The sequence below is a fragment of the Mesorhizobium zhangyense genome (genome assembly GCF_011045115.1).
Taxonomy (GTDB): domain Bacteria; phylum Pseudomonadota; class Alphaproteobacteria; order Rhizobiales; family Rhizobiaceae; genus Mesorhizobium_M; species Mesorhizobium_M zhangyense.
Map to the genome: position 1 here is coordinate 180,665 of NZ_JAAKZG010000004.1, position 15,692 is coordinate 196,356.

Annotated in this window: 16 protein-coding genes; 11 read left to right on the forward strand and 5 right to left on the reverse strand. The window is 61.2% G+C overall.

The genetic code is table 11. The features are described 5' to 3' along the window. Positions 1-102 precede the first annotated feature (102 nt). From ytfQ to G6N74_RS10800, 5 genes are all read right to left on the reverse strand, one after another. Positions 103-1,065, reverse strand: coding sequence for a galactofuranose ABC transporter, galactofuranose-binding protein YtfQ (ytfQ, locus tag G6N74_RS10785; protein ID WP_165117119.1), 963 nt, complete (start codon positions 1,063-1,065; stop codon positions 103-105). A gap of 172 nt (positions 1,066-1,237) precedes the next feature. Then, entirely contained in the window at positions 1,238-1,570 is a 333-nt protein-coding gene (locus G6N74_RS30715) for a hypothetical protein (RefSeq protein ID WP_246245716.1), read from the reverse strand. Further along, entirely contained in the window at positions 1,564-2,883 is a 1,320-nt protein-coding gene (locus tag G6N74_RS10790) for a hydantoinase/carbamoylase family amidase (protein ID WP_246245717.1), read from the reverse strand. The genes G6N74_RS30715 and G6N74_RS10790 overlap by 7 nt, the downstream gene beginning before the upstream one ends. Next, positions 2,880-3,818 carry a dihydroorotate dehydrogenase gene (locus tag G6N74_RS10795; RefSeq protein WP_165117121.1) on the reverse strand — a complete coding sequence of 313 codons (939 nt, stop codon included), beginning with the start codon at positions 3,816-3,818 and terminating at the stop codon, positions 2,880-2,882. Before G6N74_RS10795 ends, G6N74_RS10790 begins: the two co-directional genes overlap by 4 nt. Then, a complete protein-coding gene (locus tag G6N74_RS10800) occupies positions 3,818-4,654 on the reverse strand; it encodes a dihydroorotate dehydrogenase electron transfer subunit (RefSeq protein ID WP_165117123.1) in 837 nt (278 codons plus the stop codon). The genes G6N74_RS10795 and G6N74_RS10800 overlap by 1 nt, the downstream gene beginning before the upstream one ends. 350 nt (positions 4,655-5,004) lie before the next feature. On the opposite strand from G6N74_RS10800, the gene G6N74_RS10805 reads away from it, so the two are divergent. From G6N74_RS10805 to G6N74_RS10855, 11 genes are all read left to right on the forward strand, one after another. Next, entirely contained in the window at positions 5,005-5,892 is an 888-nt protein-coding gene (locus tag G6N74_RS10805; RefSeq protein ID WP_246245718.1) for a helix-turn-helix domain-containing protein, read from the forward strand. A 187-nt stretch (positions 5,893-6,079) separates the two neighbouring features. Then, positions 6,080-6,853 carry an ABC transporter ATP-binding protein gene (locus G6N74_RS10810; RefSeq protein ID WP_312857860.1) on the forward strand — a complete coding sequence of 258 codons (774 nt, stop codon included), beginning with the start codon at positions 6,080-6,082 and terminating at the stop codon, positions 6,851-6,853. After that, positions 6,853-7,620: an ABC transporter permease gene (locus G6N74_RS10815; RefSeq protein ID WP_165117129.1), complete on the forward strand. Its 768-nt coding sequence runs from the start codon at positions 6,853-6,855 to the stop codon at positions 7,618-7,620. The genes G6N74_RS10810 and G6N74_RS10815 overlap by 1 nt, the downstream gene beginning before the upstream one ends. Beyond that, positions 7,613-8,410: a nucleoside phosphorylase gene (locus G6N74_RS10820; RefSeq protein WP_165117131.1), complete on the forward strand. Its 798-nt coding sequence runs from the start codon at positions 7,613-7,615 to the stop codon at positions 8,408-8,410. Before G6N74_RS10815 ends, G6N74_RS10820 begins: the two co-directional genes overlap by 8 nt. Continuing rightward, entirely contained in the window at positions 8,407-9,411 is a 1,005-nt protein-coding gene (locus tag G6N74_RS10825; RefSeq protein WP_165117133.1) for an ABC transporter substrate-binding protein, read from the forward strand. The genes G6N74_RS10820 and G6N74_RS10825 overlap by 4 nt, the downstream gene beginning before the upstream one ends. 3 nt (positions 9,412-9,414) lie before the next feature. Continuing rightward, on the forward strand, positions 9,415-10,158 hold the full coding sequence (locus G6N74_RS10830) for an ABC transporter permease (protein WP_165117135.1): 744 nt from the start codon (positions 9,415-9,417) through the stop codon (positions 10,156-10,158). A 10-nt stretch (positions 10,159-10,168) separates the two neighbouring features. Continuing rightward, the gene (locus G6N74_RS10835; protein WP_165117137.1) at positions 10,169-11,350 is read left to right on the forward strand and encodes a phosphopentomutase; all 1,182 of its coding nucleotides are present in this window, start codon (positions 10,169-10,171) and stop codon (positions 11,348-11,350) included. A gap of 120 nt (positions 11,351-11,470) precedes the next feature. Further along, positions 11,471-11,734 (forward strand): WGR domain-containing protein, encoded by a 264-nt coding sequence (locus G6N74_RS10840; RefSeq protein ID WP_165117139.1) that lies wholly within the window; start codon positions 11,471-11,473, stop codon positions 11,732-11,734. Positions 11,735-12,007: 273 nt separating this feature from the next. Next, positions 12,008-13,039: a substrate-binding domain-containing protein gene (locus G6N74_RS10845; RefSeq protein ID WP_165117141.1), complete on the forward strand. Its 1,032-nt coding sequence runs from the start codon at positions 12,008-12,010 to the stop codon at positions 13,037-13,039. A gap of 89 nt (positions 13,040-13,128) precedes the next feature. Then, positions 13,129-14,667, forward strand: a complete 1,539-nt coding sequence (locus tag G6N74_RS10850; protein WP_165117143.1) for a sugar ABC transporter ATP-binding protein — start codon at positions 13,129-13,131, stop codon at positions 14,665-14,667. 19 nt (positions 14,668-14,686) lie between these two features. Further along, complete coding sequence (locus G6N74_RS10855) at positions 14,687-15,673, forward strand: ABC transporter permease (protein ID WP_165117145.1); 987 nt, start codon at positions 14,687-14,689, stop codon at positions 15,671-15,673. Positions 15,674-15,692: the final 19 nt, after the last annotated feature.

Sequence of the window (15,692 nt, forward strand, 5' to 3'; positions counted from 1 at the left end):
CGCCATCGGACCGCGCGTCGAAGCGCGCGGTTCGATACTGTAAATCATCCGGCGGGACTTGCAGCGCACATCGTGCGAAGCAGCCCCGTCGGCTTGGGAGGATCAGTAGCCGAGGCCCTTCTTTTCTTCGTAGACCTTCATCGGTTCATCGGCTGGCGTATAGAGCTTCGATTCCGTGATGATCTGCTTTGGCGGAACGGTGCCGTCCTTCTTGAAGGCTTCAAGCGCGTCGAATGCCGGTCCGGCCATATTAGGCGTCAGTTCGACAGTCGCATTCGCCTCACCGTCGGCCATGGCCTTGAAGATATCCGGAACGGCGTCGATCGACACGACCTTGATGTCCGTGCCCGGCTTCAGGCCGGCTTCCTTGATGGCCTGGATCGCACCGACGGCCATGTCGTCATTGTGGGCGTAAAGCGCGCAGATGTTCTTGCCGCCACCTTCCGCCTTCAGGAACCCTTCCATGACTTCCTTGCCCTTGGCGCGGGTGAAGTCACCGGTCTGGCTGCGGGTGATCTTGATGTTGGAAGTGCCGGCAATGGCTTCTTCAAAACCCTTCTTGCGATTGATGGCAGGCGAAGAACCTGTGGTTCCCTGGAGCTCAACCACATTGCAATCCTTGCCTGCGGCGTCCTTTACAAGCCATTCGCCGGCGACCTTGCCTTCCAGAACCTGATCAGAAGCGACCATGGTCATGTAAAGGTCGGGCGAACCGTCGATGCCACGATCGAGCAGGATGACCGGAATGTCGGCATCCTTGGCTTCGCCGAGCACAGTTTCCCAGCCGGTGGCCACAACCGGCGCTACGAGGATTGCATCGACGCCCTGCGCGATGAACCCGCGGATCGCCTTGATCTGGTTCTCCTGCTTCTGCTGTGCATCGGCGAATTTGAGGTCGATGCCGCGCTTTTCAGCCTGCTGCTTCGTCACGCTGGTTTCAGCCGCGCGCCAGCCCGATTCCGAGCCGATCTGAGAAAAGCCAACCGTAAGTCCGGCCGCACTTGCGGAACCGGCGAGAACCACTCCGAACGCGGTTCCGATGAGCAAACGTGTCACGAATTTCATGTCAATTCCTCCCTTGGGAACAGTCGCGGGCTCCTCCCGGCGACGGTCAAAAGTGTTACTATCATATAGTATTACTTTTGAGCAAGAGACGAACTTTGCTTCGAATGACGACAAGAAAGGACATGCCGGTGACAAGCGCTCGGGTCGTCCGAACGGCTGGCTATTCGGGTTGTCAGGTTGTGGTTGTCGCGCAGTCCCCGCTCATCGCCCGCGCTACATAGGAAAGCGCTTCCAGACGCCGTTGAAGGTCCGGAGTTTCAAAAGCTTCATCGAGTACGGAGGCAAAGCCCTCCAGCCTGGCGAGTTGCTGCTCGGCGGTGTCCGCATGCAAGGGTTCTTCACAATATGCATCGGCAAATTCCTGGGCTGCCTTGCCGAGCAGGAAATAACCGACTGACCGCTCCCTATCTTCCGTCGCCTGTTGACGGGCGGTCCTGGCCGCCTCGCGATAGCCTGGAATTGCATTGCCCTTGTCGCGGATGATGTTGGTGATCGCTGCTAACATGGGACCGGTTTCCTTTGCTTATTGGACCCGCTCTTCTGCGGAGTGATGAGGAATTCGTAGAGTATGGAGGTGGCGATCTCGAAGTCGCCGATCTCCATCGCCTCGTGCGGGTTATGCGAGCCGTTGCGGTTGCGGATGAAGATCATCCCGGTGGGAATCCCGGCCTCCGAGAAGACCGCTGCATCGTGTCCGCCGCCGGAAGGGACCACAGCCGACTCAAGGCCGAGCGCCTCCGCTGAGCGGGTCAGCCCGGCAATGATTTGCCCGCTGCAAAGCGCAGGCTTGGTCCAGAGCACGTCTCCGAAATCGAACCGCACATTGCGTTCACGCTCGATGCGCTCTGCATGCCGGCGCACAAGGTCATGCATGGTCTGCAACATCCCGGCATCCTGGCTGCGGATATCGAGGCTGAATTCGACACTTTCGGGAATTCGGGAGAGCGCGTGCTTTTCCCGGTCGGTGGAGACCATGCCGCTGGTGACAACCAGATCCTCGCCCTGCGCGACATGGTCGTGCCAGGCGACATCGAGACCATTCAGGAGTTCCGCCATGGCGAGCACCGGATCGTGACGATAGGCGAGCGGCACGGCGCCCGAATGGCCGGCCTCGCCGAAGCAGGAGATTTTCTTGTAGCGGAAGTTGCCGCGAATGCCCGAAACGACGGCAGCGGGCAGGTTCCGTTCGATCAGCACCGGTCCTTGTTCAATATGCACCTCGAGATAGGCCGTGACGGCTTCTCGATCCAGAAGCGGCTCGGAGGCCCGGACACTGGTCATGTCGATGCCGACAGCTTCCATATGCGTGTCGAGGGTTCGGCCGTCTCCCTTGTGCCGGGCCACCAGTTCCTTTTCGGAAAGAACGCCGAGCAGAGCCTTCGACCCGATATAACAAGGCCCGAACCAGGCGCTCTCTTCGCCGCGCATGGCGATGACCTTCACGGGTTGCGCGAAACGCACGCCTCCTCGCCTTGCCCTGACGAGGCACATCAGCCCCGCCAGAACACCTGCAAGACCATCGAAATTGCCGCCGCGCGGCACGCTGTCCACATGGGAACCGACAAGGATGTAGCGTTCAGCGCGCTCATGCTCCGGTAACGAAAATACGACGTTGCGCCCGGCATCCCAATGCGCGGCAAGCCCTTCCGAACGAGCGAAATCGAGCAGAAACTGAAGAGTCTCGGTCTCGACCGCCGAAAAGGCCGGACGGCTGACGCCTTCGACATCGGCGCTTCGCTCGGCAACCTCGTTGAAAAGCCGTGCCGCAAGCGCACCGAGATCGGAAGATGTGGGCCTTTCAAGAAGCGCTGCACTCATCGCACACACTCCGCGACCACAACGGCCTCGTCGGTGACGTCGACCGTACCGATCAGCGCGTCGACGGATCGGAGACCACGCGCGTCGAGCACCTCATCGAGTTCCCGGATAAGACGCGGCATCGTGGACGGGCTGATGAAGGTGGCAGTGCCGACCTGGATTGCACGGGCGCCTGCAACCAGATATTCGATCACATCGTCCACGGTCGAAATGCCGCCGCAGCCGATCACCGGAATGGAGACGGCACGGGCGCACTGATAGGTCATGCGCAGCGTGATCGGCTTGAGCGCCGGGCCGGAAAGCCCACCCATGATGTTGCCGAGCCTGGCACGGCCGGTGCGGCTGTCGATCGCCATGGCGAGCATGGTGTTTGCGGTGATGAGCGCGTCTGCCCCGGCTTCCTCAGCTGCCTGCGCCACCTCCACCACTTCGCCGGTATTGGGCGATAGCTTGGCCCAGAGCGGAAGGTGCGTGGCCGAGCGCATGCGGCGAATGACGTCACCCGTTGCGCCGGGCCTCATCGCGAAGGCCTTTCCATCATCCTCGATGTTCGGGCAGGAGATATTCACCTCGATCGCCGCCACGCCCGGCACGCTGACTTCCTCGGCGAAGCGCGCGAATTCATCAGCCGTATTGGCGGAAATGCTGATGACCAGCGGCGCCTCGTAATCCCTGTAGAGCGGCAGGGTGTTCTGGAGGAACCATGAGACGCCCTTGCTGGGAATACCGATCGAATTCAGCATGGCGCCGTTGACCTCGCAGACGCGCGGCACGGGATTGCCGGAGCGTTTTCCCCTCGTGATGGTCTTGGTGACAAGCGCGCCGAGACAGTCGAGGTCGAAGACTTCCGTGAGTTCCTCCGAAAAAGTACCGGAAGCCGGCATGATCGGGTTCTTGAGCGTGAGGCCGCCAATGGTCGTCCTGAGGTCCGCCATCACAGCACCTCGTGGAGATCGAAGACCGGGCCTTCGCGGCAGACCCGCAGATTGACCGCGCCACCATCGCGCAGGAAGGGCCGCACGCAGGCCTGGCACATGCCGATGCCACAGGCCATGTGCTGCTCAACCGCCACCTGCCCGCCGATGCCGTGACGCGAGCCGATCACCTGCAGCATGCGCATGAGACGCGTTGAGCCGCAGGTGAAGAACGCATCGATGCCCCGCGTGCGGATCAGTCCCTCGATCAGTGGCGTCAGGCTCCCGACATCCGAATTACCCTCGGCATCCGCGACGGTGATGACTTCGGCGCCAAAGGAGCGGAAGAGATCGGTCGACATCACCAGATCGGGCGAGCGCGCGCTGCAGATTGCCGTCAGTGGCCGGCCGAGACGGGCGCATTCGCTTGCAAGGGGTGCCAGTGTGGCAAGCCCGACACCGCGGGCAACGAGAAGCGGTCGCCGCCATTCGCGCCTGATTTCGAAGCCCCGTCCGAGCGGGCCGACGATGTTGAGATGTTCGCCCGGCTGAAGGCTTGCCAGAGCTCCGGTGCCCGTGCCCGCGACCTTGTAGAGGAAGGAGAGTTCCCCCCGGATACGATCATAGGAGTAGATGCTCATCGGCCGGCGCAGATAAGGCTGAAAGCCCTCCGTCTGAGGGCAGAGGAGATGGAAGAATTGTCCCGGCTCGCAATCGAGAACGGAACGCGGGGCCGACAGCACGAGACGCCGGTATTCGCCATTCACCCGGTCGTGGGTTTTGACCCGGCATTCAACCTCATGGATGGAATACGGGTGAGGAATGGAATCGGGAACGACGCAAGGGCTTGCTGGCATGACGGTTTCCGGAATCAGGAAAAAGTGGGTCCGTCGGCAGATTTGACTGCCGAGCAGATGAGAATGTCGGTGGGATGGCGACTTCGGGCTTCAGCACATCGCCCAGGCCGTCGCGCAGCGCCCTTCGCTTGAGATCAGCGTCGGAGAGTGTGGCGGTCGGACGTCATAGGGTGCTCCCTGTATTCGGGGTCCAAAAACAGAGCCTATTGTGGAAACGTCAAAGGTGTCAAGACGATTCTCAAAAATGAGAATTATCGCATATAAATTATCTTCATTGCGATTTTTCCAGTTTTTGTTTATTGAGTCGAAGATTTAGCAACAGAATGACGGGAGGAATCGCCTTGGACTTGATGAGTTCCACAGCGGATGTCGGGCGCCGCCTTCGCGCATTCCGCATGGGCGCAGGGCTTACTCCGGAGGAGCTTGCCGCCAAGGCCGGTGTGTCGCGCGCCGCCATCTATCGCTACGAATCAGGCAAGCCGCCAAAGGTCGATACGCTGGGCAAGATCGCCGATCTGCTCGGTGTTTCGCTGCCCACGCTGCTCGGCGTCGGCATCGAATATGTCGCTTCGGCCGTGAGCTTCTTCGAACGCATGCGCCAGCTCGAGGAGGATGTCGACCAGATCACCGTGATGTTCGGGCCGATCTCCTATCTGCTCACCACGGACCGCTATGACGATCTGCTGCCGAAGGTTCTGGACGAGAGCATTCCCGAGGATGTCGGCGACCGGAAGAATGCCATCCGCGAGATCGGAGCGCTGATGGATATCCTCAAAACCCGCAAGGAAACCTTCCGGCGGCGCACGCCCAGCATCGTCAGCCTGGTTTCGGCCGCGGAGCTGGACGAGTTCGGCCGCGTCGGGTTTGTCGGCGCGCACAACCATCCCTCGGTCAATCTGGCGGAACGCCAGAAGGCCGCGCGCGACGAGATCGAAAACATTGTGCATATGCTGCGCGAACAGCCAATCGGCGTGCAGATCGGCGTGGTGATCGATTCCATGCCGGGCGCGAGCTTCCAGATCTTCAAACGGGCCGACAAGGCACAAGTTGCCGTCAGCCCCTTCCGCCTCGGATCGTTTGCCAATATCCGCGTCGGCGTCGCGACCATCACGGCGGCGGCAGAAGCCGTGCAGCTTTACGGCGGCATGACCGACAGGCTCTGGCGGAAAAGCCTCAAGGGTGACCAGGCCGCCGACTTCATCGAAAAGACCGTGCTCAAGAAGCGGGTCGCGGCCTGACGGCAATCAGTGCGGGAAACCGAAGCGCAGAAACAATTTTGATACAAATCTCATCTTTGAGATTTTGGTTGCTTCCGTGAAAGTTTTGTGAAAGCTTGGCTCCTTTCCGGGGTTGGACGGGTAGTCGAAGAGGATATTGTCCTCTCGATGACCAATTGCTCCCCGCTGGTAAGGCATGGAGTTTTTGGTGTCGCAATCGGAGCGGATGATCGATATCGCGGGTGTCCACAAGACATTCGTGGCTGACCATGGAACGGTAACCGCGCTGGAGCCGGTCAGCATCACCATCAAAGAAGGCGAGTTCATCTCGATCGTCGGGCCTTCCGGCTGCGGAAAGTCCACGCTTCTCAGGCTGATTTCCGGTCTCGATCAGGCGAGCGGCGGTTCGATCAAGCTCGATGTTTCCGGCCGCAAACGCCCTGTCGGTTTCGTCTTCCAGGAGCCGGTGCTCCTGCCCTGGAAAACCATTATCGACAACGTCCGCTTCCCGCTCGACACCTCGGGCGTCAGCCGCGCCCAGGGCGACAAGACCGCGCTCGACCTCATCAAGATGGTCGGCCTGGCCGGTTTCGAGAAGGCGTTGCCCCGCCAGCTTTCCGGCGGCATGCGCCAGCGTGCGGCGATTGCCCGCGCCCTGTCCGACGACCCGCCGATCCTGCTGATGGACGAGCCGTTTTCGGCCGTCGACCTACTCACTCGCGACAATCTCAACGACGAACTGCTACGCATCTGGCAGTCGACCGGCAAGACGATCCTGCTCGTCACGCACAGCGTTGAAGAGGCCGCCTATCTCGCCGACCGCGTGATGGTCATGACGGCGCGTCCCGGCAAGCTGAAATGCATCCATAATGTCGAACTTCCCCGTCCGCGCGGCGAGGAGACCAAGCTCGATCCCGCCTATCACGCTCTTGTCGCTCAACTTCGCCGTGACCTCCGGACGCCTGCCGGTGAGGCGCATTGATGAGCGGGCGTTTTTCCGCGGCGGTCGATTATACGCTGGCGCTCGCCGTACTCTTGTTTGCCTGGTGGTTCGCGACCGGGCCTATGGGGTTGCCGACCTACCTCCTGCCCTCGCCGCTTCGCACATGGAATGCGCTGGTGACGATTGCGCTCACCGGCGAGCTCTGGCGGCATCTCGGCTTCACGCTGCAGAACATCGTGCTCGGCCTCATCCTCGGCTGCATCGCCGGCATTGCGATCGCCTATGTCATGACGCGGTTTCCCAAGCTTGCGGTCTGGCTCGACGGCCCGCTTGTGATCCTGCAGACGGCCCCGAAGATCGCGCTCGCGCCGCTCTTCATCGTCTGGTTCGGCTTCGGCGTCTTGTCGAAAATCGTCCTGATCTTCTCGCTCGTCTTCTTCCCGGTCTTTGTCGGCGCAGTCGCCGGCTTCCGGGCGCTCGACCCGAAGATGAAGGATCTTTCCAAGCTTCTCGGTCTCAGCTCCATCCAGCGGTTCCGGCAGATCGAGCTGCCAGCGGCCATGCCGGAAATCTTCGTCGGCCTGAAGATCGGCGCGGTGCAGGCGCTGGTTGGCGCTGTGCTCGCAGAATGGATGTCCGGCAAGGTCGGTCTTGGTTACCTGATGACCTTCGCATCGGCCACCTACAAGACGCCGCTTCTGTTTGCCGCCGTCCTATTGACCGTGGTTCTCGGCCTTCTCCTGCATGTTGCGCTGACCATCCTCGAACGCCGGCTGCTGTCCTGGAAGGGAGCAGCCCGTGGCTAAAACCAGCGCAGCATTCCCGTGGAAGAACGGCCGCCCGCCGCATCTGCCATGCGGCCCCGGCGACATTGCCGAAAACGTCCTGACGCCGGGAGACCCGGACCGTGTGCGGCTGCTGGCTGACATGATGGAAGACGTGACCGATTTCGGCCGCAAGCGCGAGTTCGCCGTCATCACCGGCACCTATGAGGGCCAGCGGCTGACCATCTGCTCGACCGGCATCGGCGGACCGTCGACGGAAATCGCCCTCGTGGAACTCGCCATGCTCGGCGCAAAGCGTGTCGTGCGCATCGGCGGCATGTCATCGCTCGTCGCGGACTATGCGGTCGGCACCTTCATCGCCGTCGACAGTGCGATCGGCGATACGGGAACCGCCCTGACCTACCGCGCCGCCGGCGGCAAGGCGCAGGCCTCGCCGCAAATAAGCCAGGGCCTCGTGAATGCAGCGACCGAACTTGGCCTCGCCTGCCGTCCGGGCATGGTCGCCTCGACCGACAGCTATTATTTCGGCCAGGACCGCCGCTTTCGTTCGATCGAAGGCAGTAGCGATCCTTATGGCAATTTCATCGACCGCTTCCAGGCTCAGGGCGCCATCGGCGTCGAGATGGAGAGCGAGATCATCTTGACCGTCGGCGGGGCGATCGGCCTTCAGACCGGCTGCCTACTTGGTGTCCATGGAAATCGCGCCACCGATGAATGGCTCGACGACTATGAGACGACCCAGCGAAACCTTCTGCGCATTGCAGGAAGGGCATTTTCCTCCACAGATTGGGAACTCAGGAGCCAACCATGATCCAGTTTCGCGTGACAACCGCGGCAAGCCTGCTCGCCTTGCTCGCCTCACCCCTTTTCGCATCCTTCGCCGACGCGGCCGACAAGGTTGTGATGCAGATCGACGGCGCGGCCGCACCCTTCTACGCGCCGCTGTATGCCGGCGTCGAAAACGGCATCTTTGAGAAGAACGGCATCGAGGTCGAATTCATCTATGCCGCCGCAGCGGACATCCTGACCAACATCGCAGCCGGCAATGTCGATTTCGGCTTCCCGAACGGTGACGCCGTAGTCGCCGCTGCCGCCAACGGCCTGCCGGTCAAGGTCGTCCACACGACCTATCAGCGCGGCATCGGTGCACTGCTTGCCAAGGCCGACAGCGGCATTACCGGCTACAAGGACCTGAAGGGCAAGAAGATCGCCGTCACCAGCCTTGCCAGCCCGAACTATCTCCAGCTGCAGGTCGGCCTGAAGCTAGCCGGTCTCTCGCTTGACGACGTCAGCGTCGAGGTCGTCCAGACAGGCGCCATCGTCCAGTCGCTGCAGGCGGGCCAGGTCGATGCGATCGTTTTCTCCGAGCTTCGCAAGTACAATCTCGAGGCCGACGGCACCAAGATCACGATGGTTCTTTCCAACGACTTCCTGCCGTCCTTCGGCAACGTCGTCGTCACCAACGCCGCCAAGCTCTCCGAGAACCCGGATCTGGTAAAGCGCTTCACCACTGCCGTCACGCAGTCCTACGAATGGGTCATCGACGGCCATGTCAACGAAGCGCTGGATATCGCACTCGACAAATATGCACCGACCTGGCCGAAGGATCAAAAGGGCATTCTGACGACGGCCTTCGAACAGACCTTCGTACCAACCGTCTGGCAGAGCCCGCTCACCAAGGAGAAAGGTCTCGGCGCGGCAGACTTCGCCGGCTGGCAGAAGAACGCCGACATCCTGGCCGAATACAAGGTCATCGACGAAGCACCCAAGGCGGAGGACTTCGTCGTCGACCCGTCCACGATTGGTCAGTAAAACATGTTGTTGCGTGGCATAGCGGGTCTGATCGCGACCCTCGTCCTGTGGACGGCGATTGTTTTCATTTTCCAGGTCCCTAGCTTTCTGTTGCCGGGACCGATGGAAGTGCTGAACCGTCTCGTCTTCCTCTTCGAGAACGCCAAGCTGCTTCGGCATATTGGCGTGACGCTCACGGAGATCGTCGCTGGCTTCGTGCTCGGAACGGTGATCGGCATCCTTGCCGGCGTCGTTTTCGCACGCTTGCCGCGCGTCGAACGCTTTGCCACGCCGCTGATCCTGCTGCTGCAGACCGCACCGAAGATCGCGATCGCGCCCCTGCTGCTTTTGTGGCTGGGGATCGGGCCGACGCCCAAGATCGTGCTGATCGCGATCGTCACCTTCTTCCCCGTAATGTCCGGCATGGTCACCGGCCTGCGTTACGGGGAAGGCAGTTTCCGCGATCTTGCAGCCGTGCTGAAGCTCAGCCCCTGGCAGAGCTTCTGGCATATAGAACTGCCTTCGGCACTGCCGGCGGTGCTCGCCGGCATGGCGGTCGCCACCACGCTTGCCATGACCGCTGCGGTTATCGGCGAACTCATGGGAGCCAATGAGGGCATCGGCTATCTCCTGTCTTCCGGCCAGGAAAACAGCGATACTTCCGTCGTCATCGGCATGGTCCTGTTGCTTTCTTTGATCGGCTGGGCCTTTTATGAGATCATCGAATTGATCCGCCGCCGATCGCTCGGCCGCTTCCAACTCTCTTGAGCCGGTGACAATGGCGCGTGTTTTCCTCTGTGTCCTCGATTCCGTCGGATGCGGCGGCGCGCCGGATGCGGCACGCTACGGCGACGAGGGGTCGAACACCTTGCTCCATATCGCCGAAGCCTGCGCTGCCGGCAATGCCGAGGACGGCCGAAGCGGGCCGCTGAGGGTTGCCAATCTTGACGCCTTGGGTCTTGGTGCTGCGATCCGGCTTGCATCCGGCAAGGCGGCTCCGGGTCTCGGCGCCGTGCCGACCGGCAGTTGGGGAGCAGCCGAGGAAATCTCCGCAGGCAAGGATACGCAATCCGGACATTGGGAACTGGCAGGCGTGCCGGTGACCCGAGACTGGCACTATTTTCCGCGCACCATTCCGGCTTTCCCTGATCATCTGATGGCCGAATTGGTCGCTCGCTCCGGCATTCCGGGCACGCTTGCCAATTGCCATGCTTCGGGCACGGAGGTGCTAGACCAGTTCGGTGCCGAGCACATCGCGACCGGCAAGCCGATTATCTACACCTCCGCCGACAGTGTGGTGCAGATCGCTGCGCATGAGGAGCATTTCGGGCTGGAGCGGCTGCTCGACGTCTGCCGGATCGCTGCAGAAATCTTTCATCCCTTGAATGTCGGGCGGATCATTGCGCGTCCATTCGTCAGCGAAGCGCCGGGGGCCTTTGTCCGCACCGCAAACCGCAAGGACTACGCGATCGCTCCGCCCGACGGCACGATCTGCGACCGGGTCGTCGCGGCCGGCGGCGCAGTCCATGCCGTGGGCAAGATCGGGGATATTTTTGCGTACAAGAGCATCACCGATGTCTCCAAGGGCAAGGACGACATGGCGCTCTTCGACCAGATGCTTTCCTGGTGCGACCGTGCCGCTTCAGGCGATCTGGTTTTTGCAAACTTCGTCGAATTCGACAGCCTCTGGGGTCACCGGCGCAATGTTTCGGGTTATGCCCGCGCGCTCGAAACCTTCGATGCACGGTTGCCGGAACTGACGAGCCGTCTGCGTGACGGTGATCTGCTCATCATCACCGCAGACCACGGTAACGATCCAACCTGGCACGGCACCGACCATACGCGCGAGCGCGTTCCAGTGCTGGTCACTGGACCTGGTGCCGAAGGAAAGCCGCTTGGTATTATACCATTCGCCAAAGTTGCCGAACTGGTGGCCTCGCATCTAAAGATCGGACAATAACCTAGCGCCGCCGGCTTCTGTTGACCGGAGACGTGAAGCATCAGCAGCATGAATCGATCCGACCGGATCGATTCATGGAACTCGTTGGACGCCGCTTTCGCGAAACGCGAAAATCCGTCCATGCCGAAAGAACAAGCCGGACCGCTTCATCTACGCCGCGTCGACCCGACCCGGAATATGCGCCGCTTCTATACGCTCACCATCCAGCCGACACTGTTCGGCGGCTCATCGCTCATACGCCACTGGGGCCGCATCGGCACCAATGGCCAATCGATGATGGAGACCTTTGACGCACCGGAAGAAGCGGATGGTGCGCTCGCCCGTCTTGAACGGACAAAGCGGCGAAAGGGCTATCTTGATGCAAGGTCTAGTGGAACCGGCTGACTTCGGTAACGCCCTGAGACGAGTGATGAGATACCTGTGCTACACGACGAGGTTCCCCGCGCAAAGCTACGGCACCAGCAAGCAAAGCCCTCCGCAGTCCTCTTATCGTGAAATATATTTCAGTATATGAATTTTATTGACATATTCTGGAGAGGCTGCAATGTAGCCGAAGTCGGGCTTCGGGAGGAAGTTCGACATTAATCAATCCATACGGCGGCGCTTCTGGAGCGCTAGCGGCGGTCATTGAGAATGGCTTCGGCCAAGGGAGGAAACTTGCGCAAATTTCTGAGCACGCTCGCAATCGCAGCGACTGTATCGACCTGCTTGGGTTCGATTCAGGCACTCGCCGAAACCCCCAACCCGTTCAAATGCGAGCCGGGTGAAAAATACGTCATGAACGTAATGGTTTCGGGCGTCGAATACTGGTTCCCGGTCTACGAAATGTTCAAGCAGGCCGGCCAGCAGTTCGGCTGCGAGACCGCCTATACCGGCACGCCCGAATACGACGTCAACAAGCAGATCGCCACCTTCGACCAGGCTCTGGCGCAGAAGCCGGCCGGCATATTGGTGCACCCGATGAACTCCGATCCGTTCATCGAGCCGATCAATCGCGCCATCGAGCAGGGCACCGCGGTGGTCACCTTCGCGGCGGACTCGCCCAATTCCAAGCGCGTCTCCTACATCACCTCTGATAACAATGCCGAAGGCACTTATGCCGCCGACGCCGTTGCCAAGGCGATGGACGGCAAGGGCGAATATGCCGTGCTGGAAAACCCCGGCCAGGACAACCACGACAAGCGCGTCAACGCCTTCGTCGCCCGCATGGAAGCGAAATGGCCCGACATGAAGCTCGTCGGCCGCGCCGCTTCGAACCAGGATCCGACCAAGGCCTATCAGGCGGTTCTCAGCCTGGCGCAGGCGCATCCCGATCTCGGTGCGGTGTTCATGCCGGAAGCCAACTCGGCGATTGGTGCCGCCCAGGCAGCCAAGGAAGGCGGCGGCAAGATCAAGGTCATGCTCGCCGACGTCAATGCCAAGATCCTCGACATGATCAAGGCCGGCGAGATCTTCGGCTCGGTTAACCCGAACCAGGGCATGCAGGGCTATATGGGCTTCATGCTTCTGTGGATGGCCAAGCACCCCGACCTGATCGACCCGATGAACGACGCAAGGCGTTCGGGCTCCAATGCCATGAGCGTGCCTTTCGTCGACAACGGTTTCTCGATCGTCACTGCGGACAATGCCGACGATTTCTACTGGGATACCTACCTCAAGCGTCGCGGCACCAAGGGCATCGAGGAATAATCTCGACACCCCAAGATTGTCAGGACAAACCAAGTCGGAAGGGGGCTGTAGCCCCCTTCCCCTCACAGCGCCCATCGCAGGAGCATGGCGTGACCCAGGCGCCCATTCTTGAAATCCACGGCCTGTCCAAGGCGTTCGGCCCGGTCAAGGCGCTGAGCGACGTGCAGTTCGAGCTCAAGCGCGGTGAAATCCACGCGCTGTGCGGCGAAAATGGTGCGGGCAAGTCGACGCTGATGAACATGATCGCCGGCGTGCTGCAGCCTGACCAGGGCGACATACTGATCGATGGAACGCGTGTTTCGATCCCCTCGCCCGCGGCAGCGCAGCGTCTCGGCATAGCGCTTGTCCATCAGGAGATCGCGCTCTGCCAGGACGCGACGGTGGCCGAAAATATCTACATGGCCGCGATCAACGCCCGTCGCATGCCGCTGATGAATTTCCAGAAGCTCTATGCCGACGCGCAGAAGGTGATGGACCTCCTCGCACCCATTCCAGTGCGCACCAAGGTCGCCGACCTTTCCATTTCCAACCAGCAGCTCGTCGAGATCGCCAAGGCGCTGACGCTCGACTGCAAGGTGCTGATGCTCGACGAGCCGACCGCGGCACTGACTGAAAGCGAGGCGCAACGCCTGTTTTCGATCGTGCGCGGGCTGCAGGAACGCGGCATTTCGGTCATCTATATCAGCCATCGCATGGCCGAGATTTTTTCGCTGTGCGACCGCGTCACCGTCTTCCGCGACGGCCACTACGTTGCGACCGATCCCATAAAAGCCGTGTCGCCCGACGACGTAGTCCGCAAGATGGTTGGCCGAGAGATCACCCAGCTCTACCCCGACAAGCTGGCGCCCAAGGAACCCGGACGCCTGCTGCTGTCCGTCAATGGCCTTTCCGACGGCAGCCGTTTCACTGACGTGAACCTGCAGCTTCGCGCCGGCGAAATCCTCGGCATCGGCGGCCTCATCGGCGCCGGCCGCAGCGAGATCGCGCAGACCATTTGCGGCCTGAGACCGGCGACTGCGGGAACCGTTGCACTCGACGGCCAAGGCTTGCGTATCCGCAACTATAGCGATGCGGTCAAGGCAGGTCTTGTCTACCTCTCCGAGGATCGCAAGGGCTCCGGCGTGTTTCTCGATATGCCGATCGCGGCCAACATCTCGGCTCTCGATCTTAGCAAGCTGACCGGGACACTCGGGCTACTCGACCGCAAGGCGGAGGATCGCCAGGCAGCCGAGATGACCAAGCGGCTCGGCGTGCGCATGGCCGGTATCGGGGCAGCCGTATCGACGCTCAGCGGCGGCAACCAGCAGAAGGTAGCCATCGCCAAGCAGCTGTCGGTCGAGCCCAGGGTCATCATCATGGACGAGCCGACGCGCGGCATCGACGTCGGCGCCAAGGTCGAGATCCACCAGTTGCTGCGCCAGCTGGCAGGCAAGGGCGTCGGCATCGTCGTCATCTCGTCGGAGCTGCCGGAACTCATCGGCCTGTGCGACCGCGTGATGGTCGTGCGCGAAGGCAGGATCGCCGGCGAACTCGCTGCCGACGAGCTCGGCGAAGAAGCCATCATCATGCTCGCCTCGGGCGTCCAGAACAGTTCAAATCAACAAAAGCAGGCCCAGAATGTCGCCTAGGGAAGCGGGAGAAACCCTTATGCACGCCGATATCAAGGCACCCAGCGAAGCGCGGCGCATCAACTTTGCCCGCCTCGCATCGATGCGCGAGGCCGGGCTGATCGTCATTATCCTGGCGCTGTGCATTGCCATGAGTTTTGCCTCCCCTCACTTCCTGACATGGGGCAACTTCCGCGCCATGCTGATGAGCTTCTCCATCGAAGGCATCGTCGTGGTCGGCATGACCATCCTGCTCATCGTCGGCGGCATCGACCTGTCGGTCGGCTCGGTCGTCTGTTTCTCGATGGTCGTTTCGGGTGCGCTGTTCCTGGCTGGTCTCGACCCTTGGACGGCGAGCCTGATCGGCATCGGTGTCAGCGCGCTGATCGGCGCGGCAATGGGATTCTTCGTCACCGTGGTCGGGTTGAACCACTTCATCACCTCCCTTGCGGCGATGGTCATCGTGCGCGGCATGTGCCTGGTCATCACCAAGGGCACGCCGCTGTCGCTGTTCACGCTGCCGCCGGCGTTCAAGGCGATCGGCCAGGGCAGCTTCAACAACATCCCCTACGTGATCATGATCTTCGTCGTGGTCGTCGCGATCTTCGATTTCCTGCTGCGCCGCGCCACCGCCTTCCGCAAGGTTTTCTACACCGGCTCCAACGAGAAGGCCGCGCAGTTCTCGGGCATCAAGACAAGGCAGGTGAAGTTCTGGGTCACGGTGTTGTGCTCGACCCTCGCTGGCCTCGCAGGTGTCATCTACATGGCCCGCTTCGGTGCTGCGACGCCGACCTTCGGCGCCGGCATGGAGCTCAACATCATCGCCGCAGCCGTGATTGGCGGGGCGTCGCTGAATGGCGGCTCGGGCACCATATTCGGCGCGATCCTCGGCATGGCTCTTCTCTCCGTCGTGACGAGTTCGCTGATCCTGCTCGACGTGTCCGTCTATTGGCAGGACATGATCAAGGGGTGCATCCTGCTTGCAGCAGTGTCGATCGACCATTTCCTGCATCGCAAGAAGTCCTGAACTCAAGAAGCGCATCGAA

Bases quoted from the DNA above. Each gene is read 5' to 3' on its own strand.
- G6N74_RS10795 (WP_165117121.1), bottom strand. From the start codon at position 3,818: ATGGCGGACCTCAGGACGACCATTGGCGGCCTCACGCTCAAGAACCCG.
- G6N74_RS30715 (WP_246245716.1), bottom strand. From the start codon at position 1,570: ATGTTAGCAGCGATCACCAACATCATCCGCGACAAGGGCAATGCAATT.
- G6N74_RS10840 (WP_165117139.1), top strand. From the start codon at position 11,471: ATGCCGAAAGAACAAGCCGGACCGCTTCATCTACGCCGCGTCGACCCG.
- G6N74_RS10825 (WP_165117133.1), top strand. From the start codon at position 8,407: ATGATCCAGTTTCGCGTGACAACCGCGGCAAGCCTGCTCGCCTTGCTC.
- G6N74_RS10805 (WP_246245718.1), top strand. From the start codon at position 5,005: ATGAGTTCCACAGCGGATGTCGGGCGCCGCCTTCGCGCATTCCGCATG.
- ytfQ (WP_165117119.1), bottom strand. From the start codon at position 1,065: ATGAAATTCGTGACACGTTTGCTCATCGGAACCGCGTTCGGAGTGGTT.
- G6N74_RS10790 (WP_246245717.1), bottom strand. From the start codon at position 2,883: ATGAGTGCAGCGCTTCTTGAAAGGCCCACATCTTCCGATCTCGGTGCG.
- G6N74_RS10815 (WP_165117129.1), top strand. From the start codon at position 6,853: ATGAGCGGGCGTTTTTCCGCGGCGGTCGATTATACGCTGGCGCTCGCC.
- G6N74_RS10800 (WP_165117123.1), bottom strand. From the start codon at position 4,654: ATGCCAGCAAGCCCTTGCGTCGTTCCCGATTCCATTCCTCACCCGTAT.
- G6N74_RS10830 (WP_165117135.1), top strand. From the start codon at position 9,415: ATGTTGTTGCGTGGCATAGCGGGTCTGATCGCGACCCTCGTCCTGTGG.
- G6N74_RS10855 (WP_165117145.1), top strand. From the start codon at position 14,687: ATGCACGCCGATATCAAGGCACCCAGCGAAGCGCGGCGCATCAACTTT.
- G6N74_RS10835 (WP_165117137.1), top strand. From the start codon at position 10,169: ATGGCGCGTGTTTTCCTCTGTGTCCTCGATTCCGTCGGATGCGGCGGC.